Here is a 23,878-nt window from a genome sequence, read left to right as displayed (position 1 = left end):
CTCACGCCGCTTCCGCCGCCATCTTCTGGGCCTTGGCGACCGCCTGCTCGATGGTACCGACCATGTAGAAGGCAGCTTCCGGCAAGTGATCATATTCGCCGTTCACGATGCCCTTGAAGCCCTTGATGGTATCCTCCACGGCCACCAGCACGCCGGGCGAGCCGGTGAACACTTCCGCGACGTGGAACGGCTGGCTGAGGAAGCGCTGGATCTTGCGGGCGCGCGCCACGGTGAGCTTGTCGTCTTCGGAGAGTTCATCCATGCCGAGGATGGCGATGATGTCCTGCAGCGCCTTGTACTTCTGCAGCACCGCCTGCACCGAGCGTGCGACGTCGTAATGGTCCTGGCCGACCACGCGCGGGTCGAGCACGCGGCTGGTCGAGTCGAGCGGATCGACCGCCGGATAGATACCAAGCTCGGCGATCGAGCGGTTGAGCACGGTGGTTGCGTCGAGGTGGGCGAAGGAGGTGGCTGGCGCCGGGTCGGTCAAGTCGTCCGCCGGCACGTAGATCGCCTGCACCGAGGTGATCGAGCCCTTGGTGGTCGAGGTGATGCGCTCCTGGAGCTGGCCCATGTCGGTCGCGAGCGTCGGTTGATAGCCGACCGCCGACGGGATGCGGCCAAGCAGCGCCGACACTTCGGCACCCGCCTGGGTGAAGCGGAAGATGTTGTCGACGAAGAACAGCACGTCCTGGCCTTCCTCGTCGCGGAAATACTCGGCGATCGACAGGCCGGTGAGCGCCACGCGGGCACGCGCGCCCGGCGGCTCGTTCATCTGGCCGTAAACCATCGCCACCTTCGAGCCCTCGGAGATCGCGTGGCCGTCCGCGTCGGTCTTGATGACGCCGGCTTCCATCATTTCGTGGTAGAGGTCGTTGCCTTCGCGCGTACGTTCGCCGACGCCGGCGAACACCGAGTAGCCGCCGTGCGCCTTGGCGATGTTGTTGATCAGCTCCTGGATCAGCACGGTCTTGCCGACACCGGCACCGCCGAACAGGCCGATCTTGCCGCCCTTGGCATAGGGGCCAGCAGGTCGATGACCTTGATGCCTGTGACCAGGATCTCCGCTTCCGTCGACTGTTCGGCGAACTCCGGCGCGCTGCGGTGGATTTCGTAGAATTTCGTGGCACCAACCGGCCCGCGCTCGTCGATCGGCTCGCCGATGACGTTGAGGATGCGGCCGAGCGTCTCGGCACCCACCGGCACCTGGATCTGCCGGCCAGTGTCCAGCACCTCCTGGCCGCGTACCAGGCCTTCGGTCGCGTCCATGGCGATGGTGCGGACCGTGCTTTCGCCCAGGTGCTGCGCCACTTCGAGCACCAGCGTATTGTCGCCGTTCTTGGTGGTCAGCGCCGAGAGGATCGGCGGCAGGGCGTCGGTGAACTGCACGTCCACCACGGCCCCGATGATTTGGGCGATGCGTCCGATGTTGTTGGTTGCCATGGTTTGCGTCCTTCTCGTCCCTATGCGTCTTATACGGCTTCAGCGCCGGAGATGATCTCGATGAGTTCCTTGGTGATCGCGGCCTGGCGCGTCCGGTTGTAGACCAGGGTCAGGCGCTTGATCATGTCGCCGGCGTTGCGGCTGGCGTTGTCCATCGCGGTCATGCGCGCGCCTTGTTCGGAGGCGGCGTTTTCCAGCAGCGCGCGGAAAATCTGCACCGCGATGTTGCGCGGCAGCAGGGTGTTGAGGATGTCTTCCTCCGAGGGCTCATATTCGACGACGCCTGCCGCCGGGCCGCCGGCCACCGGAATCGGCGCGGGGATCAGCTGCTGCTCGGTCACGATCTGCACAAGCGCGGACTGGAACTTGGCGTAGAACAGATGCGCGACGTCGAACGCGCCCTCGGCGAACAGATCGAGCACGCGCTCCGAAATCCGGTGGGCATCGGCGAAGGCGAGTTTCTTGGCGCCGCTCAGATCGATGGTGTCGAGGATGAGCGCATCGAACTGGCGCCTGAGCGCGGCGCGGCCCTTCTTGCCGACGCAGAGGATCTTGACCGTCTTGCCTTCGTTCAGCAGCGCCTGGATCTTGGCGCGCGCGCCGCGCACGATATTGGTGTTGAACGCGCCGCACAGGCCGCGCTCGGAGGTTGCGACCACCACCAGATGCACCTGGTCGCGACCGGTGCCGACCAGCAACGGCGAGGTTTGCGGCCCGCGCTCAACCCGGCTGCCCAGCGAGGCCATCACGGCCTCCATGCGGGTGGCGTAGGGTCGCGCGGCCTCGGCGGCCTCCTGCGCACGGCGCAGCTTGGCCGCGGCCACCATCTTCATGGCCTTGGTGATCTTCTGGGTCGACTTGACCGAGGCGATCCGGACTTTGAGCGATTTCAGTGAGGGCATATCCGCCTCGACGCCTTTCTTTGTCACCCCGACGCAGGCCGGGGCCGGAATGACGGCTTTCGTCCCTTATGCAAACGTCTTCACGAAATCGGTCAGGATGCTCTTGAGCTTGGCGGTCGTGTCGTCGGACAGCGCCTTGGAGGTGCGGATGTCGGCGATCACCTCGGCGTGACGGCTGCGCATCTCGCTGAGGAAGCTTTGCTCGAAGCGCTGCACGTCCTGGCCGGGATCGTATCGAGGAAGCCGTTGACGCCGGCGAAGATCGAGATCACCTGCTCCTCGAACGGCATCGGGCTGTATTGCGCCTGCTTCAGCAGTTCGGTCAGACGCTGGCCGCGGTTCAGCAGCTTCTGGGTCGAGGCGTCGAGGTCGGAGCCGAACTGTGCAAAGGCCGCCATCTCGCGGTACTGGGCCAGCTCCAGCTTGATCGAACCGGCGACCTTCTTCATCGCCTTGGTCTGCGCGGCCGAGCCGACGCGCGACACGCTCAGGCCGACGTTGATGGCCGGGCGGATGCCTTGATAGAACAGATCGGTCTCGAGGAAGATCTGGCCATCGGTGATCGAGATCACGTTGGTCGGGATGTAGGCCGACACGTCGCCGGCCTGGGTTTCGATGACCGGCAGCGCGGTCAGCGAGCCGGCACCGAACGCATCCGACATCTTGGCCGCGCGCTCGAGCAGGCGGCTGTGCAGATAGAACACGTCGCCCGGGTACGCTTCGCGGCCCGGCGGACGGCGCAGCAGCAGCGACATCTGGCGATAGGCGACCGCCTGCTTGAGAGATCGTCGTACACGATCACGGCGTGCATGCCGTTGTCGCGGAAGAACTCACCCATGGTGCAGCCGGTGTAGGGTGCCAGGAACTGCAGCGGAGCCGGCTCGGACGCGGTCGCGGCGACGACGATCGAATATTCCATCGCGCCCTGCTCCTCGAGCGCGCGCACGATCTGGGCGACGGTCGAGCGCTTCTGGCCGACCGCGACATAGATGCAGTAAAGCTTCTGCTTTTCGTCGCCGCTCGCGTTGACGCCCTTCTGGTTGATGAAGGTGTCGATGGCGACGGCGGTCTTGCCGGTCTGGCGGTCGCCGATGATCAGCTCGCGCTGACCGCGGCCGACCGGCACCAGCGCGTCCAGCGCCTTGAGGCCGGTCTGCATCGGCTCGTGGACCGACTTGCGCGGGATGATGCCCGGCGCCTTCACTTCGACGCGGCGGCGCTCGGTCGCCTCGATGGGGCCCTTGCCGTCGATCGGGTTGCCGAGCGCATCGACCACGCGGCCAAGCAGGCCCTTGCCGACCGGCACGTCCACGATGGCACCGGTGCGCTTGACGGTGTCACCTTCCTTGATCGTCTTGTCTTCGCCGAAGATCACGACGCCGACATTGTCCGCCTCGAGGTTCAGCGCCATGCCCTTGATGCCGCCGGGAAACTCGACCATCTCCCCGGCCTGGACCTGATCGAGGCCATAGACGCGGGCGATCCCGTCACCGACCGAGAGCACCTGGCCGACTTCCGCCACTTCGGCGGCGACGTCAAAATTCGCGATCTGATCCTGGATCACCTTGGAGATTTCGGCGGCGCGGATGTCCATGGTCGGCCTTTCTAGTTCTTGCTGCGTGGTCTGCGTTACGCCTTGAGGGCGCGGGCAATGGAGTCAAGCTTGGTCTTGAGGCTGGAGTCGATCTGGCGCGAGCCGACCTTGACCACCAGCCCGCCAAGCAGGGCGGGATCGACCGTCACGTCGAGCGCGACGTCGCGCTTGAGCTTGGTCTTGAGTTTGTCGGCGAGCTGCGCGCGCTGGGCCTCGCTGAGCGGGTGCGCGGCAGTCACCTGCGCCGTCGCCTCGCCCTTGTGCCGGGCGAGCAGCGCGCGGTAGCCGCGTGCCGCCGCCCGCAGGCTGGCCAGCCGGCGATTGGCGGCGAGTACGCCGAGGAAGCGCGTGGTCAGGCCGTCCAGCGCCAGTGTATCGGCCAGCGCCTTGATCGCCTTGCCGGCGGCCGCGCGGCTTACCACCGGGCTGGTTAGCAGGCGGCGGGCGTCCGCAGACTGGGCAATGGCGGCCTCCAGCGTACCAAGGCTTGCCGCCACGGCATCCAGCGACCCGGCTTGCCTGGCGAGCGCGAACAGCGCCGTCGCATAGCGGCCGGACAAACCGGACACATCGGCGGAAGACTGAAACGCGTCGAATGTCGCCACAGGAGGCCTCGCTTGGGAACTTTTTCTCGATTCGGCGTGGCGAAAACCCGCCGAAATGCGCGCGCGAGCGCGGGACTCGAACGCGAGGGGCGGTTAGCATGGGCTTTTGTGCGTTGCAAGGCGGCAGGGATCGATACGGACCTTCGTCGGATCGCGTGCTGCAAAACTACAGGAAGCTGTATGGGTCGACGTCGACGCTGACGCGCACGGACGACGGCCAGCGGACCCGGGCGAGCCAGTCACGCAGGTGCAGTTGCACATTGACCGTGCGGTCCGCCTTCAGCAGCAGCCGGAAGCGATGACGCCCGCGCAGCAGTGCCAGGGGCGCGGGTGCCGGGCCGAGCACGGCGAGCCCCGGCGCATGCGGTGCCGCGCGCGCCAGCGCTTGTGCCACGCCCTGCGCCTGCGCCTGATCGGGCCCGGAGACCACCAGCGCGGCAAGCCGGCCGAACGGCGGCATGGCATGGCGTTGGCGGGCCGCGCTCGGCCGCGTAAAGGCCGCCGTATCGCCGGCGGCCAGCGCACGCAGCACCGCTGCATCCGGCTGCCAGCTTTGCAGGAGCACCCGCCCCGGCTTGTCGGCGCGTCCGGCCCGGCCGGAGACCTGGGTGATCTGCTGGAAGGTACGCTCGGCCGCGCGCAGATCGCCGCCCGCCAGCCCCAGGTCCGCATCGACCACGCCGACCAGGGTCAGGTTCGGGAAGTGATAGCCCTTGGCAACGAGCTGGGTACCGATCAGGATATCGACTGCGCCGGCCTCCACGGCTTCCACCATCTGCGCTGCCTTCTCCGGGCTGGTGATGGTGTCCGAGGCAATGAGCGCCAGGCGCGCGCCCGGATAGCGCTGTGCCGCCTCCTCGGCGATGCGCTCGACCCCGGGACCGCAGGCGACCAGCGTATCCTCGGCATCGCACGACGGGCAGAACCGCGGGCTCGGCGCATTGTAGCCGCAGTGATGGCAATGCAGCCGGCCGGTCAGCTTGTGCTCGACCAGCCAGGCGGCACACTGCGGGCAGCAAGCCGTTCGCCGCAGGCCCGGCACAAGGTGAGCGGCGCATAGCCGCGACGGTTGAGAAACAGCAGCGCCTGCTCGCCGCGCGCCAGCGTGTCGTCGAGCGCCTGCGTCAGCGGCGGGCTGAGCCAGCGGCCGCGCTCGGGGGCGTGCGGCGCAGATCGACGACGCCGACCGCCGGCAGCGCCGCGCCGCCGTGCCGGCTGGGCAGCGCCAGCCGCCGGTAGCGCCCGGCCTCGGCATTGACATGGCTCTCCAGCGACGGCGTCGCGCTGGCGAGCACGACCGCGCATGGCTCCAGCGTGCCGCGCACCACCGCCATGTCACGCGCCTGGTAGCAGATGCCGTCCTCCTGCTTGAAGCTCGCCTCATGCTCCTCGTCGACGACGATCAGGCCCAGGCGCGGATAGGGCAGAAACAGCGCCGAGCGCGCGCCGACCACGACCCGGGCCGTGCCATCCGCAATCGCATGCCAGGCGCGCCGGCGCTCCGCCTGGCCGAGGCCAGAATGCCAGACCACTGGCGGGCAGCCGAAGCGCGCAGCGAAGCGCGCCAGCCATGGCAGGGTCAGCGCGATCTCCGGCAGCAAGACCAGCGCCTGCCGGTCATGACGCAGCGCCTCCGCCACCGCCTCGAAATAGACCTCGGTCTTGCCGGACCCGGTGACGCCGTCGAGCAGAACCGGCGGCGTGCGCGCCTGCGTGCGGACATCGTCCCGCAAGGCATGTGCGACCGCCTCCTGTTCAGGAGACAGCAGGTGGACGACGCGATCCGGGTCCGGGAGCGGATAGGGCGCATCGCGCGCCGTCTGCGCCTCGGTGAGCGCGCCGGCCTCCGCGAGGCTTTTGATGAGCGCCGGGCCACAGCCCGCCTGGCGCGCCAGCTCCGCCATCGAGCCGCTGGCGCCGCCGATGGCATCCCAGGCCGCCTGTCGTCGCGGCGTCAGGGGTCCAGGTGGCGGCACGCGACGCCAGACCCGCCGCGTCGAGGCTTCCAGCAGGTCCGCGCCGGGCAGAGCCATGCGCAGCACCGCCGGCAGCGGCGCGAGATAATAGCCTGCAGCCCACTGCGCGAGACGCCGCGTCGCATCGGGGATTGGCGGCGCGTCGATGCGCGCGGCAACCGGGCGCAAGCGCGCGTCCGGCACTGGCGCGGCGGCCAGCGTGTCGTCCCACACCACGCCGACAATGGTGCGCGGGCCGAGTGGACAGCGCACCAGGTCACCGGGTGCAAGCGCCATTTCCGGCGGCACCGAATAATCCAGCGGGCTGGGCGCCGCGGAAAGCGGAACCACCCGTATGCGTTTAAGTGCTTGAGGCGCGACCATGACCGGGTTTAGCGTGCGGGCGAACACAAAAGAAGCCGGGCAGGGAAATGTATCGTGTCAGTCGCGTAAACGGGTCAGCGCAAAATTGTCTAACCAGCGCCGCCTCGTGTAACGGAAATCACGATGACAGCGAAACCCGGATCAGATGTAGCCATGCAGTGGCAACACTGGATGGCGGCGGCGCAAAACGGTGACGCCGCTGCCTACCGTGCTGTGCTGATGGCGCTGCAGGGATGGTTGACGCGCTACTTTGCCCGCCGCGCGCCACCGTCGCTGATTGACGATCTGGTGCAGGAAACAATGGTCGCAATCCACAACAAGCGACATACTTATTTGCCGGCGCAGCCGCTGCTGCCGTGGGTGGCGGCGATCGCCCGCTACAAGTGGATCGACGGCCTGCGCAAGACGACACGGGCGGCGGAAGTTGAGTTGCAGGACACGATCGAGTCCGGCAGCTCGGCGGAAGTGCTGCGCATGCGGACGGACTGGAGCGCCTGCTGGCAATTCTGCCGTCCGCGCAATCGGCGGTCATCCGCCTGACGAAGATCGACGGCTTGTCGATCGAGGAAGCCGCGAGCCTGACCGGGCAAAGCACCTCGCTCGTCAAGGTCAACATTCACCGCGGCCTTAAACGCATGTCCGCCCTGATTGAAACCATGGACCGAAAACTACAGGCTGAACTGCCATGACCGCACAGTCCCTCATCGACACCCTCGTCAGCGACGCAAAGCCAGTCACACGGCTTGATGCGGCCCGGCTTCTGCGCGAACTGATTCCCGGCTTTCTGGCGGCGGCGCTCCTCGTGACCCTGATCGGGGCCTGAAGACGGACCTGTCGACCATTTCCCGCGACCGCGGCTTATGGGTCCTGTGTGCGATTTTGCTGGCGCTGACGGCTGGCAGCCTGGTGTTGACCGTTCGGCTGGCGCGCCCTGGCGCGCGCAAGCCTCGCTGGGCCTGGCCGCTGATCATCCTCGGCGCGCTGGCGTTCGTCGTCCCGCCGATCGTCATGATGGTCGAGGACGGTGCCAGCCCGTTCATCCACACCATCGAGTTCGGCGGACCGCGGTGCTTCGGCCTTGTGCTGATGGCGAGCATTCTGCCGGCGCTGCTGATGATGCGCTGGGTGCGCCTGGGCGCTGCGACCCAGCCGATGCTGCTCGCCGGCACGACCGCGCTGGCCAGCGCCAGCCTGGGCAACTTCGCCATGCTGCTCTCCTGCGGGATGAGCGACATGCGGCACATTCTCATGAGCCACGGCCCGGCGATGCTGATCGTCGGGGTGGTTGTCGCGGGCGCGACCCTTATGTTCACACGGCGCTGGTAGCGGTAGTGTCTCAGTTTGCAAAATCCGCTCGTGGTGAGCTCGGACGAGCCACGAGCCGCTCACCCTTCGTCCAGCTCAGGGTGAGCGGGGAGGTTTCAAACCGAGACACGACACTGGTAGCGGCTGCGTTGACTCGCCGTCGACCTCTATAAGGAAGCCGGCTTCACACTGTTCAGGTATTGCAGGCGGACGTCATCATGAAGCGCACGTATCAACCCAGCCGTTTGATTCGCAAACGCCGCCATGGCTTTCGCGCGCGCATGGCCACTGTCGGCGGTCGCGGCGTCCTTACCGCCCGCCGCGCCAAAGGCCGCAAGCGTCTCTCCGCCTGAGCCTGGTCACCCCGGCGTGATGCCGGTTGAGACCCTGCGTTTTCGCCGCGATTTCCTCGCCGCCAATGCCGGTCGCCGCTGGCATACCCCGGCTTCACCTTGCTGGCGCTGCGCCGCGACGATACGGCGGCCTGTGCGCGTGTCGGCATCACGGTCACCAAGAAGATCGGCGGCGCGGTGGTGCGCAATCGGCTGAAGCGCCGCCTGCGCAGCGCCATCCGTGCGGTTGTGCCGCAGCATGGCCGCGCTGGAACCGATTACGTGTTGATTGGCCGCAGCGATGGCCTGAGCAGGCCCATGATCGACTTGATGCGCGACCTGACCCAGGGCTTGCAGAAGCTCAGCAAAAGTAGACCTCTGGAGCAGAAAGCGTGATTCGCGCACTCACTGGCCTGATCCGCCTCTGGCAGTGGGGATTGTCGGGGTTCTGCCGCCCAGTTGCCGCTACATCCCGAGCTGTTCTGAGTATGCGGTTGGCGCGCTCCGGCAACATGGCCTATGGCGCGGGGCTGGCTGACGGCACGGCGGCTGTGCCGATGCGGCCCCTGGGGCGGCCATGGATTCGACCCGGTGCCGGCTGCCGATCCGCAGCGCCGTATGATATGTGAGAGGGTGCGTTGACCGAGAACAGGAACCTGATGCTGGCGCTGCTGCTGGCGCTGATCGTACTGCTGGCCTGGGACCAGCTTTTCGTGAAGCCGCAAGTGGCGGCCGAGGCGGCGCAGCGCAAGGCTGCACAGACAACGCAAGCGACGGCGGCTGCCGCACCGGGCGCGCCGGCACCTGCTGCTGCGCCGACGGTCGACCGCTCCGTCCTTGTGGCCGCGCCAGGCCGTGTGCGCATCCAGACGCCGACGCTCAGCGGCTCGATCAACCTGACCGGCGCGCGCCTCGACGACCTGACGCTGACCCAATACCGCGAGACCATCGATCCCAAGTCGCCGCATGTGGTGCTGCTGTCGCCCGACGGCGCGAAAGGCGCCTATTTCGCCGAACTCGGCTGGCTCGGCAATGGTGTCAGGACGCCTGGGCCGCAGACGGTCTGGACTGCAGACCAGGCGACCCTCAGCCCCGGCAAGCCGGTGACGCTGCGCTGGGACAACGATCAGGGGCAGCTGTTCGAAATCCGCTATACAGTAGACGAAAACTACCTGTTCACCGTCACGCAGACGGTGCGCAACCAGGGCCAGGGATCGCTGGTGCTTGGGGCCTATGCCCTGCTCGCCCGCACCGGCGAGCCGAAGCACCAGAAGTTCTTCGTGCTGCATGAAGGGCCGCTCGGCGTCATCAACGGCCGCCTGCAGGAGCGCAGCTACGAGGACGTCCGCAAGGAGCCGAAACCAGCCGAGGCCTCGACCGGCGGCTGGATCGGCATCACCGATAAATACTGGCTGGCCGCCCTCATTCCCGACCAGAAGGCGGCGATCAAGGCCAGCTACAAACACAGCGGCGCCGGCGACCGCTATCAGGCGGATTACCTCGTGGACCCGACGACGCTCGCTGCCGGGCAATCGGTCAGCCAGACGGCGCACCTGTTCCTCGGTGCCAAGAGGGTCGACCTGATCGACCGCTACAAGGCGCAGTTGAACGCGACCCTGTTCGACCGCGCGATCGACTGGGGCTGGTTCTGGTTCCTCACCAAGCCGATGTTCCTGCTGCTGCACTGGCTGTACCACATGCTCGGCAACTTCGGGCTGGCGATCATCGCCCTTACCGTGATCGTCAAGGCGGTCATGTTCCCGCTGGCCAACAAATCCTACGCCAGCATGAACAAGCTGAAGGAGCTGCAACCGCGGATCAAGGACCTGCAGGAACGCTATAAGGACAATCCGCAGGAGATGCAGAAGGCACTGATCGCCATCTACCAGAAGGAAAAGATCAGCCCGCTCGGCGGCTGTCTGCCGCTGATCGTGCAGATGCCGGTGTTCTTCGCGCTGTACAAGGTGCTGTTCGTCTCGCTGGAAATGCGCCACCAGCCGTTCGTCGGCTGGATCAAGGACCTCTGCCGCCGATCCCCTGACGCCGGTCAACCTGTTCGGCCTGCTGCCGTTCACGCCGCCGTCGTTCATCGCGATCGGCGTCCTGCCGATCCTGATGGGCATCACCATGTACATCCAGATGAAGCTGAACCCGCAGCCAACCGATCCGGTGCAGGCCAAGGTGTTCGCGTTCATGCCGCTGTTCATGACCTTCATCATGGCCCCGTTCTCTGCCGGGCTGGTGCTGTACTGGACGACCAACAACCTGCTGACCATCGTCCAGCAGCGCTGGCTGACGTTCCAGCACGGCACAACGCCAGCGCCCCAGGCCTGACGTGCAGGACGACGAGGCTACAGCCGAGGCCACGCGGATCGAAGACGGCCGGCGACTGTTCGCGGGGCCGGTCGAATTCCTGCTGTCCGTCGCCGAGCTGCACCAGCTACCCGCCGCCGACCTGCCGGAAGTCGCGTTCGCCGGGCGCTCCAATGTCGGCAAATCGTCGCTCATCAATGCGCTGACCGGCCGGAAGGCCCTGGCGCGCGCCTCGGTGACGCCGGGGCGCACCCAGCAGTTGAACCTGTTCGCAGTTGGTCAGCCGCCGTGCCTGCGTCTTGTCGACATGCCCGGCTATGGCTTTGCCGAGGCACCCAAGGCCGTGGCCGCCGCCTGGCGCAAGCTGGTCAACACCTATCTGGCCGGGCGCACGAACCTGAAGCGCGTCATGGTCCTGATCGACGCGCGACACGGCCTCAAGCCCAACGACATCGAGATGTTCGACCAACTGGAGCGGGCGGCCGTCAACTACCAGATCGTGCTCACCAAGGCCGACAAGCTGCCCGACGGCGGCAGCGCGATGAGGACGCGGTCGCCGCCCAGACGGCGCGCCGGCCCGCTGCCTACCCGGTCATCCTGACGACCAGCAGCGAAAAGGCTGGGGCGTCCCCGAGCTGCGGGCCCATATTGCCGAACTGGCGCTGCGCTGACCGAACTCAGGCCCTTGTCGTTGGTGACCCGGCGGCTGAGGATTTCATAGGCGGCGGAGACCGCCTGGAAGCGCGTGGCCGCTTCCGCGTCCGGCCCCGCCATATCCGGGTGATATTGCTTCGCCAGCCGTCGGAACGCCGCCTTGATGTCTGCGCCGCTGGCCGCCGAATCCAGCTCAAGCACCGCCAGCGCATCGCGCTCCGCCCGCGTCAGCCCGTCCTCGCCGTCTTCCGTCCAAGCCCAGTGGGATGCGCGCCGATAGCCGTTCGCGGCGCGCGCTTCCGCTTCCGCGCGCGCCTGCGCGGCTTCGTCGCCCAGGCCCTCGAAGTAGTTCCACTGACGGTTATATTCGGCGGCGTGATCCTGGCAGAACCACCAGCGCTCGGAGGTCCAGGCGGACTTCGGCGCCGGGCAATCGCCCGGTTTGCCGCACCCTCCCGATCGCACAGGCGCACGCTGGCCGCCTCGCGCGTCTGGCCGTAGGCGCGCCAGCGGGGAAACCCCAATCGTCCGTGCGTGTGCGTTTGGGCATGCGCGTGTGACCTCTGTTACTTCCCCTTTAATCAAAAGCCACTGCCACAAGTCAAAGACAGGAGCATGACCACGGCGCATTTTCCGGGACGGCTTGTAACCGCGCTCGCAGGCAGCACGAATACGGGGGTCAACCACAATTTTCCAAAGGGAGACTAGCATGATCCGCCAAGTGCTTCTGGCTCTGGCCACAACTGTCGCATTCGCTCAGGCCGCCGTCGCTGGACCAGCCCAACCTTACACCAAGGAGGCGTTCGCCGCTGCCCAGAAAGAAGGCAAGCCGATCCTGGTCGACATCCACGCCGACTGGTGCCCGACCTGCAAGGCGCAGGGTACGACGCTGTCTGCCATCGCGGCTGACCCGGCGTTTTCCGGGCTGACCATTTTCAGGATCGATTTCGACAAGCAGAAGGACGATGTGCGCTTCTTCCAGGCAAGCCGTCAGAGCACCTTGATTGCTTTCAACGGCGCCAAGGAGACCGCGCGTTCGGTCGGCTCGACCAACGCCAAGGAAATCCGCGCTCTCGCCGGTTCCGCGCTGGCCAAGTAGCCTCTGCGCCAGGCGCGTCACAGGACGCGCCTGGCCTAGACCTCGATCGCTTCAGGCTGAACTGATCTGAAGCGTGAATCATGGTCTATTTTGCCGAAGAGGGCCTGATTTACGCCCCCGGCTGAAGCAATGATGCTTCAACCTCAGCCGATCAAGCTCTTGGGATATGCCCATGGACATTCTGACCCTTGGCGCCGCCTTTCTGGCCGGCGTGCTGACCGTGCTGAACCCTTGCGTGCTGCCAATCCTGCCGATCGTGTTCGGATCGGCGGCGAACGAGCATCGCCTTGGGCCGCTGGCGCTTGCGGCCGGATTGGCGATTTCCTTTACCGTGGTTGGCCTGTTCGTGGCGACGGTGGGCTTCAGCATCGGGCTGGACGCGAATGTCTTCCGGACCGTCTCCGGCGCGATGCTCGTGGCGTTCGGCGCCGTGATGACGGTGCCGATCGCCCAGCGCGCCTTCCAGTCCGCGCTGCAACCAGTCGGCGACTGGGCGGCGCAGCGAACCGCCGATCTGCCAAGTCGCGGCTGGCTCGGGCAGTTTGGCCTCGGCACACTGCTGGGCGCGGTATGGAGCCCTGCGTAGGCCCGACCCTCGGCGCGGCGAGCCTGCTGGCGAGCCAGGGCAAGGAGCTGGGCATGGTGACCCTCGCCATGGGGCTGTTCGGCATCGGGGCCGCGCTGCCGCTGCTGTTGATCGGCACCATCGGGCGGCAGACGCTGGTGAGGATGCGCGGTAGAATCGGCGGCGCCAGCGCGCTCGGCAAGCGGCTTCTGGGCGTCGGCCTGCTTTTGACCGGGCTTCTGGTGCTGAGCGGCCTCGACAAGCAGTTGGAGGCGTTTGCTCTTGCGCATAGCCCGCAATGGCTGATCGATCTCACCACCGGGATTTGATTGCGAAAACAGACAGCGGCATGGACGCGCGGGCAAACGCAGCCTAAACAAGCGCGATGGCGCACTCCCTCAGCCACAGCCGCATCAGCTCCCCGCGCGACGTCGTTCGGCGCCTGCATGAAATCATGGCGGCGAGCAGTTCGGCGCCAAGCTGAACCAGGTTACCGCGGTCATCGCGGAAGGGCTGAGCAGCGAAGTCTGCTCGATCTACGTCCAGCGCGACGGCCGGTTGGAGCTCTATGCGACGACCGGTCTTGCGCAATCCGCCGTTCATGTGACCCAACTGGCCATGGGCGAAGGCTTGGTCGGCACCATCGCCCAGACTCGCGCGGTGCTGAACCTTGCCGAAGCACGCAAGCACCCGAACTTCGCCTATCGTCCCGAGACCGGCGAAGAGCTGTTCCACAGCTTTGCCGGCGTGCCGATCCTGCGCCGCGAGCAGGCGGCTGGCGTGGTCTGCGTCCAGCATGTCGACCCGCGCGAATATGGCGAGGAAGAGATCGAGCTGCTGCAGACGGTCGCCATGGTCGTCTCCGAGCTGATCGCCAGCGCCGGCGTGGTCGACGACGCCACCATCGCCCGCAACCGCGCGCAGACCAGCGGCTCCCAGCGACTCGCCGGGTCGCGGCTGGTCGAGGGCCTGGGGCGCGGCATCGCCGTGTTCCACCAGCCAAGCATCGTCATCGAACATACGGTCGCGGAGGATATCGAGTATGAGCGCAAGCGCGTTTACGACGCGTTCGCCGCCATGCGCGTCCAGATCGACCGGCTGTTGACCCAGGCAGAGTTTTCCAGCTCTGGCGAACACAAGGAGGTGTTGGAAACCTATCGGATGTTCGCCTTCGATGAAGGCTGGTCGCGGCGCATCAACGCCGCCATCGACAGCGGCCTGACGGCGGAAGCCGCGATCGAACGCGTGCAGCAACGCACGCGCGCCGCGCTGCTCAAGACCAAGGACCCGCTGTTCCGCGAGCGCCTGCACGACCTGGAGGACCTCTCCAACCGGCTGATTCGCATCGTCTCCGGCAAATCGGGCACCGCCGCCGACCTGGAGTTGCAGCAGGACATTATTCTCATCGCCAAGGCGCTCGGGCCGGCCGAACTGCTGGAATACGACCGGCGCTGGCTGAAAGGCGTAATTCTGGAAGAAGGATCGCCGACCGCCCATGTCGTCATCGTCTCGCGCGCCATGGGCGTCCCGATGCTCGGCCGGGTGCGCGGGCTGCGCGAAACCGTGGCGGAGGGCGACCCCATCCTGATCGACACCGGCAGCGAGGCGGCGTTCGTCCGGCCGTCGCCGTCGGTGGTGCGCCAGTTCGAGGCCCATGTGGCGCTGCGCGAAAAGCGGCAGGCGGAATTTGCGAAGCTGCGCGACCTGCCGGCCATCACGCCGGACGGCGCGCGCATCAGCCTGTTCATCAACGCCGGGCTCCTGGTCGATCTGCCCGGCCTAGACCTTACAAACGCGGACGGCATTGGCCTGTTTCGCACCGAATTCCAGTTCATGGTCTCAGCCAAGCTGCCGCGTCGCCAGTCGCAGGCGCGCCTGTACAGCCAGGTCCTGGAGGCGGCGGGCGATCGGCCGGTCGTGTTCCGCAGCGTCGATATCGGTGGTGATAAATCCCTGCCCTACATGAAGGGCGTCGAGATCGAGGAGGAAAACCCGGCGATGGGCTGGCGCGCCCTGCGACTGGCTCTGGAGCGGCGTGGCCTGTTGAAGGTGCAGGCGCGTGCGCTGCTCGAGGCGGCGGCCGGCAAAGACCTGTGGCTGATGTTCCCGATGGTGACGGAGCCTTGGGAGTTCGATGCGGCGCGCGCCGTCGTCGAGGAGCAGCGCCTTGCGATGGGTGCCCGCGACGAGGCGACGCCGCGACAGATACGCTATGGCGCGATGGTCGAGGTGCCGGCGCTGGCGTTCCAGCTCGATGCGCTGCTGCGAACTGCGGATTTCCTGTCGATCGGCACCAACGACCTGATCCAGTTCCTGTTCGCCGCCGACCGGTCGCACCCGAACCTTGCGGATCGCTACGACTGGGTGTCGCCGTCGATCCTGCGGTTTCTGCGCCAGATCATCGAGGCCGCCGCCGCCGCCGGCAAGCCCGTGACCTCGTGCGGGGAAATGGGTGGTCGTCCGCTCGAGTGCCTGGCCTTGCTGGGAATCGGCCTTGAACGCTTCTCGATCACGCCCGCCGCCGTCGGCCCGATCAAGGCCATGGTACGGGCGACGCCGCTTGCAGAACTGCGCACAGCGATGGCGGGATGGCTTGCCACGCCGGGGACGGACATCCGCGCCCGCCTGCTGGCGTTCAGCGGCCAGCACGGCATTCCGCTTTGACGTCGCGCGCGTAGCAGCGTTCGGCGCGCTGCAGCCGTGCGGTCTTGCGGACCCCAAAGACACTATTTTTGCACAGGCGATTGTCCAAAAGCGTATTGTTCCTGTAACATCCTTTCATGACGGCTGGTGAGACGCACCGAATGGGAGCGCCGGGTGACGACGATGGCCGAGGCTGGCGACAGAACCGGACTCAGCGGGTTTTCGGTTGGGCATTTGTTGCGCCGTCGGCGCGAGGAGCGCGACGCACCCATCGAGCTGATCGCAAAGAGACCCGAATACCCGCGCGCTACCTGCTGGCGCTGGAGGAGGGCGTGTTCGCCGACCTGCCGAGCCTCACCTACGCCGTGGGTTTCGTGAAGACCTATGCGCGCTGGCTCGGCCTTGCGCCGGACGTACTGGCGGAACAATTCAAGGCCGAAGCCGCGCACCACCTGACGCCCACCAAGGTGACCGAGCTGCATCCGCTCGACGAGCGCAAGGGGCCATCCTTGCGGCTGATTCTGCTTTCGATGTTCGGCGTCGCCGCTGTGGTCATTCTGGCAAGTCTTGCCCGCCAGGGCGATCTGACCCAGACCCTGTCGCAGATTGTCCCCAGCGTGGTATCCGATGCGCCGGAAGAGTCTGCGCCTGCTGCCGGCACCGCGGTCGAGGCTCCTGCCGCGAGCGCCCCGCTGCCGCCGCTTGCCGCGGACACGCTGGCCACCCCGCCGCCGGAAACGCCACCCGTGACAGCCGCTGAACCGCCGGCGATCGATCCGTCCGGCGTCGTGGTTCTGACCGCGCGCGAGGACGCCTGGGTCAAGATCACCGATACGGCGACCGGCAAGACCGTGCTTCAGCGTATCCTGCGCGCCGGCGACCAGTACTCGGTGCCGTCCGGGTCGCGGCAACTGCTGTGGACCGGGCGCGCCGGCGCTTTGGATGTGAGCGTCAACGGCGTCGCTCTGCCGCCGCTGGGTGGGCCGAACGATGTGGTCCGGGACGTGGAGTTGACCGCGCCGGCGCTCGCTGCACGCGGCGCCCCGGCGCAGTAATCGCGCGACGGCCTTTTATCGGGCGCAGGCAACGCCTATAGAACCGGTGGAATGAGATTAGCAGGAGTCCTGGAATGAGCGTGCGTCCCTGGCGCGACATCATGCGCCGCAAGAGCCGCCAGATCATGGTCGGTGCCGTGCCGGTCGGCGGCGATGCGCCGATCACGGTGCAGACCATGACCAACACGCCGACGACAGATGCGCGCGCGACCATCGATCAGATCCGCCGCTGCGAAGACGCCGGCGCGGACATCATCCGCGTATCTTGCCCTGACGAGGAGTCGACGGCCGCGTTCCGGCAGATCGCCCGTGCCGCCCGCGTGCCGCTGGTTGCCGACATCCATTTCCACTACAAGCGCGCGCTCGAGGCCGCCGACGCCGGGGCCGCCTGCCTGCGCATCAACCCGGGCAACATCGGCTCGGCGGAGCGCGTTGCCGAAGTGGTTCGTGCCGCCAAGGCCAACGGCTGCGCCATCCGCATCGGCGTCAACGCCGGCAGCCTGGAGAAGGACCTGCTGGAGAAGTACGGCGAGCCGTGCCCCGAAGCGCTGGTCGAGAGCGCGCTGGATCACATCAAGCTGCTGCAGGACCATGATTTCCACGAATACAAGGTCGCCGTGAAGGCAAGCGACGTATTCCTGGCCGTCGCCGCCTACCAGCAGCTCGCCGATGCCGTCGACTGCCCGCTCCACCTTGGCATCACCGAGGCCGGCGCGATGATCGCCGGCACCGTCAAGAGTGCGATCGGGCTGGGCTCGCTGCTGTGGGCCGGGATCGGCGACACCATCCGCGTCTCGCTCTCGGCGGAGCCGGAGCAGGAGGTGCGGGTGGGCTTCGACATCCTCAAGTCGCTCGGGCTGCGCACACGGGGCGTGCGGATCGTCTCCTGCCCGAGCTGCGCCCGCCAGGGCTTCGACGTGATCCGCACCGTCGAGAAGCTGGAAGAGCGGCTGCAGCACATCCGCACGCCGATCTCGCTCTCGGTGCTCGGGTGTGTGGTGAACGGCCCCGGCGAGGCGCGCGAAACCGACATCGGCCTGACCGGCGGCGGCGCGGGCAAGCACATGGTCTACCTGAGCGGCGTCACCGACCATCATATCGACGACGAGAAGATGATCGAGCACATCGTGTCCCTGGTCGAAAAGAAGGCCGCCGAAATGGAGGCCGAAGCCGAAGCGGCCTGAGCCGATGCTCGGCGCGGCGATGGCGGTGCTGGGTCTGGCGACGCTTGCCCTTGATCCGAACTGGGCGAACGCCGTCGACTCCACGGGGCGCTATGCCGTGCGTGGCATCGGGCAGACCTCATGCTCCCAGTTCTTGCGCACGCTCCCGTCCAGCCCGACGATGGCGCAGGGCGTCGCCAACTGGCTGGCCGGCTATCTCAGCGCCATGAACCGCTACGAGCGGGACACCTACGATATCGCCGCCTGGCACGACGATCTCTACCTGCTGGAGCTTGTGCGGCGCACCTGTGCGCGGCGGCCGTCGCTGGATGTTGCGGCGGCGGCGGCCGAGGTCGGGCGCTCGCTTCAGCCCAGCCGCGTCGACGCCTTTTCGCCCATGCAGTCGATTGCCGGCAGCAACGGCCAGAGCGTCCGTCTGTACACGGTCGTCATTCGTCGCATCCAGACCGCTCTGGCCGGCCAGTCGCTTTACACGGGGCCAGTCGACGGGGCCGTTTCAGCGCGCCTGCTGGACGCCATAGGCCAGTTCCAGCGCGCCCATGGCCTCCCGGTGACCGGCCTGCCCGACCAGCAGACGCTGTTCCAGTTGTTCAATGGTGCGCCGGCAGATCCAGCCGTGCCGGGCGATGCCGAGAGCCGTTGACATTCAAGCCGGTTTGCGTCTAGAGACGCAGCTTCGCTTTGGCCCGCGCATGCGGGGAAGACAGTTTTGCCCGCGTTCAACCGGGCGCAGCCTAGGATCAAGACGATGTACGCAGTGGTTCGCACTGGCGGGAAGCAATATCGGGTGGCAGCAGACGATGTGCTGGCTGTCGAAAAGCTGGACGGCGCCCGGGCGACGCCCTGACCCTTGCGGACGTGCTGATGGTTGGCGATGGCCTCGGTGGCGATTGGCGCCGGCGCATCGGTCGCTGCCGAGATCGTCGAGCAGTTCAAGACCGACAAGGTCATCGTGTTCAAGAAGAAGCGCCGCCACAACTATCGCCGCAAGGCCGGCCACCGTCAGAACATGACGCTGATCAAGATCGTCGGCATCAACGCTTCGCTGTAAAGGTTTTACGTCATGGCACACAAAAGGCAGGCGGCTCCTCTCGCAACGGTCGCGACTCAGCCGGGCGCCGTCTGGGCGTCAAGCGTTTCGGCGGTCAGTTCGTGCTGGCCGGCAACATCCTCGTCCGTCAGCGCGGCACGAAGTTCTACCCGGGCACCAATGTGGGCATCGGCGTCGATCACACGCTGTTCGCGCTCGCCGAGGGCCATGTGAAGTTCCACGTCGGCAAGCTTGGCCGCTCCTATGTGAGCATCGTGCCGGCCGCCAACGACGATGCGTCGGCGATCGCCGCGGAATAGTTCCACAGACTGCTGCGACCGATCTGATAGAATCAGACCGGCCTCTCTATGCTCCTGTTTTACTGCGATTTCTTAATCGCCAGATGATGCCATCTGACTGGAAATCGCTCTAGAACGTGATGACTTCAGGTGGGATCGCCATTCCGATCTTCACTGGAGCAGGCTGTAAAGTCCGCTCGTGGTGAGCTTGGACGAACCACGAGCCGCTCAGCCCTTCGTCCAGTTCAGGGTGAGCGGCGTGTGTGCGACCGCGCGATGGCGCATGGCTCACCGTAAAGTCATCAGGCTTTAAAAGCTCACCGCCACTTCAGCGCGCAGGCCGATCGCGACCGCGTTCTTGAGCGACGGGTCGAGGCCGGGGTTGATGACATACTGCACGTCTGGCTGCACGGTGAGCCAGGATGTGATCGGCGCACGGTAGGTCAGCTCGAGATTGGTCTCGTTCGGCGCGAGGCTGGCACCGTCCAGCGCCGCCAGGGACTTGGCGCGACCGGTCGTGCGGGCGTAGGCGCTATGGCGAGGCCAAGCTGGTCCTCGTTCCGACCCGGGATTGCTCCGGTGTAGACCAGCCCGCCGGCGTAGAAGCTGCCGAAATCATTGAAGCGCGGATCGGCCCAGCCGAGCCGCACGAAGCCGGTGAGGCCCTGGTCCTCGCTGTTGCCCTCGGACATCAGTCTGCTCTCGGCACGGATGTAGCCGCCGTCGTTGCCCCGGCGCGCCACGGAAACCCCGTCAGGGCGCTGTCCAGCGCCACTTCGAACGGCGCGGTGTAGCGCCAGTATCCTGCGATCACGCGCGCGGGTCCAAGCGTGTAATCGACTTCGCCGATCGTCAGCACGCCATCGCCGTTACCCAGCTTGACCGCCGTGCGGCGTGGCCGGTCCGGGTCGGCGGGGACACCGTCGAGCACGGCGACGCGAACCCTGAGCGCCGGTGTCACCGCCACTTCCAGCCGCGCGGACAGCGAGGTCAGCGGGAAGATCGACGGCCCGGCCTGCCCGCTTTGGCCGATATCGACGCCGATGCCGTGCGCTGAATTGATGAACAGGCTGGCCGTCGCCAGCGCATCGAACTCGCTGTTGAGATCATAGAGGCCGAAGCGCAGGCTAGCGCGTTCGTTGGGCAGGTCGTGCTGCAGCCAGGCCTCGTACAGTCGCACCGCCTGCACGCCGGTCTCGATGTTCGAGACTCCAGGGCATTGCCGACCTGCCGGCCGGAAAACGCCTGACCGTTGTAGTAGGTCATGTAGGCGTACAGGGTTGTGCGCGGAATCCAGTCGAGCGCGTCGAAATCGACATTGGCCGTGACATCGAGGTTATCCAGATAGCGCGTGCCCTTGCGCACGCCGCCACGCACCAGAGAGAAACTCTCTCCCGTGTAGACGATATCAAGCTGCGCGGGGTCGGACTTCTCGGCCTCGGGCCGGGCGGCCGGTATGCGTCGTCGTGTCGACATACACGGCCGGGGTGGCAAGCGGCGCGCCGTTGATGATCGTGGTCTGGCCCGGGTAGGGCTTTTCCTTGCGCTGCTCTGGGGCTGCTCTGGTTCGGCCTGCGCTGAACCAGCGAGAACGTTTGTCAGGGTGGCCAGGGCCAGAAGGATCCGCGCGCAGGTCATGCTGCCTGCGCCTTGGGATAGCTGATACGCTTCAACATGTCATGCTGCTCCGGACTTGGGGTGAAAGCCAGCCGGGCAGTGTCGCCCGACAGTTCGATGACGCGTGCCGGGACGGGGCCGGGCACATCGGCAAGACTCAGCGAAACGCTGTCAGGCAGGTTCTGTGGCGCGGGTGACAGGCTGATTCTGGCCCCGGCGGGCGACAGGTCCAGAGTTTGCGCCATGAAGTTGCCCTGTCCGTGCGGGGCGTGGAGCGTCCCGCGCAGATGCACCGTGCTGCGCGGTGTGCTGCGGCGGTCGACTTCCGGAACGACGGTACGGACGATCTTGATGAGTTCCTCGCGCAAGCGGGTCGTGCTGTCGCTGAGCTTGGCGCTCGTGCTGTTCAGGGCCTCGGCGCGCGCCGTGCTACGTTCGGCGTTTTCGCGGACCGTATCCATGCCGTCGACCACATGTGCGACAGCGGTGGCGGCGACCTGCACGCTGGAGGCGATCTCCCGGGTCGCGACCGACTGCTGTTCGATCGAGGCCGCGATCATGCTTGAGCTTTCGTCGACATCGGTAATGTGGCGGTTGATGGCGTCGATCGCGCCGACCGCCTGGTCGACCACGGCCTGCACGGTCGCGACCTGCGCGCGGATCGACTCCGTGAGCTTCGTGGTCTGTCCGGCCAGGCTTTTCACTTCAGAAGCGACAACCGCGAAGCCACGTCCGGCCTCGCCTGCGCGCGCCGACTCGATGGTAGCGTTCAGCGCCAGCAGATTGGTCTGGTCGGCGATCTGGTTGATGTTGTCGACGATGGCGCTGATATCCTGGGTCGCGCTGACCAGGCCGGTGATGACGTCGCGGGTCTGGTTGGCGGCGTTCACCGCATCGCGGCTGACGCACGCGGAACGCTGCACCTGGCGGGAAATTTCATCGATGGCGGCCGACATCTCCTCGGCGGCGGCGGCAACGGCTTCAGCGGAGCCGAGGGCGTTTTGCGCATTGTCATTGGCCATGCGCGAACTTGCGGTGACGGTGCTGCTGGCGTCGGTCAATTCGCTCGCGGCAGTACGCAGGCTTGAGGCCTCGCTGCCGATCACGGAGACGTTGGCGATCAGCTCCTGCTCGATCGCTTCCGCCATGCCCTGCAGCGCATTGCTGACGGCGGCGCGCTGGGCGTCGCTCGCTGCCTGCTGTTCGAGAGCGCGCTGCGCCTCGGCGTCGCGTTCCTTCTGCAGCGCCTGCAGCTGCGCTTCTTCGGCACGCTGCCGCAGGTCCTCCTGTTCGGCGCGCAGGCGTTCCGCCGCGAGAAGCTGGTCGCGCAGGCTGGCGATCGCCGTCACGATGTCGCCGATTTCGTCGCGCGTCGCGACGACCGGTGCTTCGACCGTCAGATCCTGGTTCGCAAGGCCGCGCAGCGCGTCGGTCGACTTCAACAGCGGCTGGACCACGGACGCGCGGATCAGCCGGGCCGTGCCCAGCATCAGAATGAAGCCGAGAGCGGCAATCGCAAGCATGACGCCGCGCGACAGAGCCAAAATTCTGTCGATCCTGTCGAATTCTGCGTCCTCATTCTTTGCCTCGTCGGCCAGTGCGTCGATCATGACGGTGCCGAGGGTGCCGAGGTCATTCTGAATCCGCTCCGAGGTCGCATCGAACGCGCTCATCAGCTGGTTGCCGCCGTCTGGGCCTTCGGCGATGTAGCGGCTGCTCATGCGCTGCCCGGTGGCGTAATAAGCGGGGAAGGATGCCTCGGCGGCCTCGATCGCCTTGATGATCTGCGTCATATACGCCTTGCCCGTCGCGCCAGTCGCAGGGGAATCATGTAGCGTTTGCGCCAGTTTCTTGGCCTCAGACGCGTCCGCCTTGAACGCCTTGGCGTGTTCCGCGGCCTCCGCCGGGCCATCGTCCAGTCCATTCAGACCACGGGTCGCCGAAACGTCGGTGAGAAATTGCTGAACCTGCACGACATGCAGGCGTATACTGTGCACCAGCGTGCTGAGGCGGATGTAGTCCTTAGACATCATGTCGACGGCGATCCGCGTACTGGCGACCGCAGGCATGATCCGCCGGTTGGCAATCTCGACCGCCAATGCCATGCATAGAATGAGTGTGAGAACGACCCCAACAAAAACGTTTGTTTTAGTGCCGATACGCAGGCTTTTTAACATAGACGCTCCACATTCGGATCCTGGCGTTCGCTCCGTTCAATCCGGTCGAAGGCCGAGCCGCTGGCAGTGCTGATAACATCGCGTTCGTTAGAACAGCGTTAATGCCGCCGCAGGTTCGGCGGGATAAATGCAAAGAAAAAGCAGTTAAAGGCCGCGCAACCATCCTGTGACCGAGATTCGTCGCGTCGGCGCGAAGGGGCGACCAGCGTCACGGCATGCGGCTGCGGCACCGCAAACAGGTTCAGGGCGTTGAAGCGCGGAGTCCAAGCCTGCGCCACATGCCGATCGCCATCAAGAAACTGCAGCAGGCCGCCCCAGTCTGGCGTCCAGGCGGGCGTGAGGTTCATAACATAGGCCGCGAACCGGTTCTTGCCGGCAACGTTATCGTCGTGTGTCGTGAGGAAGTGGCCGGGTCCATAGGCGGTCGCCTGTGCATCAGCGAAGGCGATTGCAGGCACGTTGGTGATGGTTCGCAGTAGCGTCAGCGTTTCCGGCGTGTTCATAAAGTCGGCGAACCGGTTGAGCAGGGTGGGGTCGGCACGGCGCTGCGTCGCGTCCTCAGGTACGCGAATGCTCTCGAACAGGAACTGAAAACCCGCCCGCGCCTGCTGGTGCAGACCCAGCATCAGGTTCTGGAGCTTGTCAGGGGTCAGGGCGGTGCGCGCCTCCCGCCCCAGGTCGAAGACCTTTTCGCCGCTGTTCAGCACCAGCGACCATTCGGC

The 23,878-nt window shown here is 66.2% G+C and carries 21 protein-coding genes and 6 pseudogenes; 18 read left to right on the top strand and 9 right to left on the bottom strand.

The genetic code is table 11. From position 1 onward, the window contains the following. Window position 1: 1 nt before the first annotated feature. The 5 genes and pseudogenes from atpD to E6W36_RS07000 all read right to left on the bottom strand — a co-directional run bounded on the left by atpD (window position 2) and on the right by E6W36_RS07000 (window position 6,883). Window positions 2-1,443: pseudogene (atpD, locus tag E6W36_RS07020) on the bottom strand (F0F1 ATP synthase subunit beta). A gap of 29 nt (window positions 1,444-1,472) precedes the next feature. Further along, window positions 1,473-2,345, bottom strand: a complete 873-nt coding sequence (locus E6W36_RS07015; RefSeq protein WP_222874173.1) for a F0F1 ATP synthase subunit gamma — start codon at window positions 2,343-2,345, stop codon at window positions 1,473-1,475. Between the two features lie 66 nt (window positions 2,346-2,411). After that, a pseudogene (gene atpA / locus E6W36_RS07010) lies at window positions 2,412-3,939 on the bottom strand (F0F1 ATP synthase subunit alpha). A gap of 35 nt (window positions 3,940-3,974) precedes the next feature. Then, window positions 3,975-4,544, bottom strand: coding sequence for a F0F1 ATP synthase subunit delta (locus tag E6W36_RS07005; protein ID WP_222874172.1), 570 nt, complete (start codon window positions 4,542-4,544; stop codon window positions 3,975-3,977). A gap of 166 nt (window positions 4,545-4,710) precedes the next feature. Next, window positions 4,711-6,883: pseudogene (locus E6W36_RS07000) on the bottom strand (primosomal protein N'). 153 nt (window positions 6,884-7,036) lie between these two features. Between E6W36_RS07000 and E6W36_RS06995 the strand changes: the two are divergent. From E6W36_RS06995 to yihA, 9 genes and pseudogenes are all read left to right on the top strand, one after another. After that, window positions 7,037-7,423, top strand: a complete 387-nt coding sequence (locus tag E6W36_RS06995; RefSeq protein ID WP_246048210.1) for a sigma factor — start codon at window positions 7,037-7,039, stop codon at window positions 7,421-7,423. Next, window positions 7,369-7,572, top strand: a complete 204-nt coding sequence (locus tag E6W36_RS18360; protein WP_342776856.1) for a sigma factor-like helix-turn-helix DNA-binding protein — start codon at window positions 7,369-7,371, stop codon at window positions 7,570-7,572. Before E6W36_RS06995 ends, E6W36_RS18360 begins: the two co-directional genes overlap by 55 nt. Beyond that, window positions 7,569-7,706 carry a hypothetical protein gene (locus E6W36_RS06990; RefSeq protein ID WP_222874171.1) on the top strand — a complete coding sequence of 46 codons (138 nt, stop codon included), beginning with the start codon at window positions 7,569-7,571 and terminating at the stop codon, window positions 7,704-7,706. The genes E6W36_RS18360 and E6W36_RS06990 overlap by 4 nt, the downstream gene beginning before the upstream one ends. After that, on the top strand, window positions 7,703-8,209 hold the full coding sequence (locus E6W36_RS06985; RefSeq protein ID WP_222874426.1) for an NrsF family protein: 507 nt from the start codon (window positions 7,703-7,705) through the stop codon (window positions 8,207-8,209). Before E6W36_RS06990 ends, E6W36_RS06985 begins: the two co-directional genes overlap by 4 nt. A gap of 197 nt (window positions 8,210-8,406) precedes the next feature. Next, the gene (rpmH, locus tag E6W36_RS06980; protein WP_222874425.1) at window positions 8,407-8,541 is read left to right on the top strand and encodes a 50S ribosomal protein L34; all 135 of its coding nucleotides are present in this window, start codon (window positions 8,407-8,409) and stop codon (window positions 8,539-8,541) included. 99 nt (window positions 8,542-8,640) lie between these two features. Next, complete coding sequence (rnpA, locus tag E6W36_RS06975) at window positions 8,641-8,916, top strand: ribonuclease P protein component (protein ID WP_246048209.1); 276 nt, start codon at window positions 8,641-8,643, stop codon at window positions 8,914-8,916. Next, window positions 8,913-9,162 (top strand): annotated as a pseudogene (gene yidD, locus E6W36_RS06970) (membrane protein insertion efficiency factor YidD). The gene rnpA and the pseudogene yidD overlap by 4 nt, the downstream one beginning before the upstream one ends. Then, entirely contained in the window at window positions 9,159-11,039 is a 1,881-nt protein-coding gene (yidC, locus tag E6W36_RS06965) for a membrane protein insertase YidC (RefSeq protein WP_425459700.1), read from the top strand. Before yidD ends, yidC begins: the two are co-directional and overlap by 4 nt. Continuing rightward, window positions 10,934-11,434 carry a ribosome biogenesis GTP-binding protein YihA/YsxC gene (gene yihA, locus E6W36_RS06960; protein ID WP_425459714.1) on the top strand — a complete coding sequence of 167 codons (501 nt, stop codon included), beginning with the start codon at window positions 10,934-10,936 and terminating at the stop codon, window positions 11,432-11,434. The genes yidC and yihA overlap by 106 nt, the downstream gene beginning before the upstream one ends. Here the strand turns inward: yihA and E6W36_RS06955 are convergent. Then, complete coding sequence (locus tag E6W36_RS06955; protein WP_425459699.1) at window positions 11,323-11,952, bottom strand: J domain-containing protein; 630 nt, start codon at window positions 11,950-11,952, stop codon at window positions 11,323-11,325. The genes yihA and E6W36_RS06955 overlap by 112 nt on opposite strands. A gap of 244 nt (window positions 11,953-12,196) precedes the next feature. On the opposite strand from E6W36_RS06955, the gene E6W36_RS06950 reads away from it, so the two are divergent. From E6W36_RS06950 to E6W36_RS06910, 9 genes and pseudogenes are all read left to right on the top strand, one after another. Beyond that, complete coding sequence (locus E6W36_RS06950) at window positions 12,197-12,586, top strand: thioredoxin family protein (RefSeq protein ID WP_222874169.1); 390 nt, start codon at window positions 12,197-12,199, stop codon at window positions 12,584-12,586. A gap of 172 nt (window positions 12,587-12,758) precedes the next feature. After that, window positions 12,759-13,172: a cytochrome c biogenesis CcdA family protein gene (locus E6W36_RS06945; RefSeq protein ID WP_222874168.1), complete on the top strand. Its 414-nt coding sequence runs from the start codon at window positions 12,759-12,761 to the stop codon at window positions 13,170-13,172. Further along, complete coding sequence (locus E6W36_RS06940; protein ID WP_222874167.1) at window positions 13,157-13,480, top strand: hypothetical protein; 324 nt, start codon at window positions 13,157-13,159, stop codon at window positions 13,478-13,480. The genes E6W36_RS06945 and E6W36_RS06940 overlap by 16 nt, the downstream gene beginning before the upstream one ends. A gap of 151 nt (window positions 13,481-13,631) precedes the next feature. Continuing rightward, on the top strand, window positions 13,632-15,815 hold the full coding sequence (gene ptsP / locus E6W36_RS06935; protein WP_342776854.1) for a phosphoenolpyruvate--protein phosphotransferase: 2,184 nt from the start codon (window positions 13,632-13,634) through the stop codon (window positions 15,813-15,815). Between the two features lie 116 nt (window positions 15,816-15,931). After that, window positions 15,932-16,849 carry a helix-turn-helix domain-containing protein gene (locus E6W36_RS06930; RefSeq protein ID WP_342776821.1) on the top strand — a complete coding sequence of 306 codons (918 nt, stop codon included), beginning with the start codon at window positions 15,932-15,934 and terminating at the stop codon, window positions 16,847-16,849. 74 nt (window positions 16,850-16,923) lie between these two features. Then, entirely contained in the window at window positions 16,924-18,033 is a 1,110-nt protein-coding gene (gene ispG / locus E6W36_RS06925; RefSeq protein ID WP_222874165.1) for a flavodoxin-dependent (E)-4-hydroxy-3-methylbut-2-enyl-diphosphate synthase, read from the top strand. A 4-nt stretch (window positions 18,034-18,037) separates the two neighbouring features. Beyond that, window positions 18,038-18,676, top strand: coding sequence for a peptidoglycan-binding domain-containing protein (locus tag E6W36_RS06920; protein WP_222874164.1), 639 nt, complete (start codon window positions 18,038-18,040; stop codon window positions 18,674-18,676). A gap of 105 nt (window positions 18,677-18,781) precedes the next feature. Beyond that, a pseudogene (rplU, locus tag E6W36_RS06915) lies at window positions 18,782-19,084 on the top strand (50S ribosomal protein L21). Window positions 19,085-19,155: 71 nt separating this feature from the next. Then, complete coding sequence (locus tag E6W36_RS06910; protein WP_246048279.1) at window positions 19,156-19,383, top strand: bL27 family ribosomal protein; 228 nt, start codon at window positions 19,156-19,158, stop codon at window positions 19,381-19,383. A 288-nt stretch (window positions 19,384-19,671) separates the two neighbouring features. Here the strand turns inward: E6W36_RS06910 and E6W36_RS23955 are convergent. The 3 genes and pseudogenes from E6W36_RS23955 to E6W36_RS06885 all read right to left on the bottom strand — a co-directional run bounded on the left by E6W36_RS23955 (window position 19,672) and on the right by E6W36_RS06885 (window position 23,863). Further along, window positions 19,672-20,542: pseudogene (locus tag E6W36_RS23955) on the bottom strand (carbohydrate porin). Window positions 20,543-20,996: 454 nt separating this feature from the next. Beyond that, a complete protein-coding gene (locus E6W36_RS06890; RefSeq protein ID WP_222874161.1) occupies window positions 20,997-23,084 on the bottom strand; it encodes a methyl-accepting chemotaxis protein in 2,088 nt (695 codons plus the stop codon). A gap of 170 nt (window positions 23,085-23,254) precedes the next feature. Further along, window positions 23,255-23,863, bottom strand: a complete 609-nt coding sequence (locus E6W36_RS06885; RefSeq protein ID WP_246048207.1) for a 2OG-Fe(II) oxygenase — start codon at window positions 23,861-23,863, stop codon at window positions 23,255-23,257. Window positions 23,864-23,878 lie beyond the last annotated feature (15 nt).

This window comes from Hankyongella ginsenosidimutans (assembly GCF_005144965.1).
In the GTDB taxonomy this organism is placed as follows: Bacteria; Pseudomonadota; Alphaproteobacteria; order Sphingomonadales; family Sphingomonadaceae; genus Hankyongella; species Hankyongella ginsenosidimutans.
The sequence above is the reverse complement of the archived record's forward strand: the minus strand, read 5'-3'. Positions and strand labels throughout refer to the sequence as shown.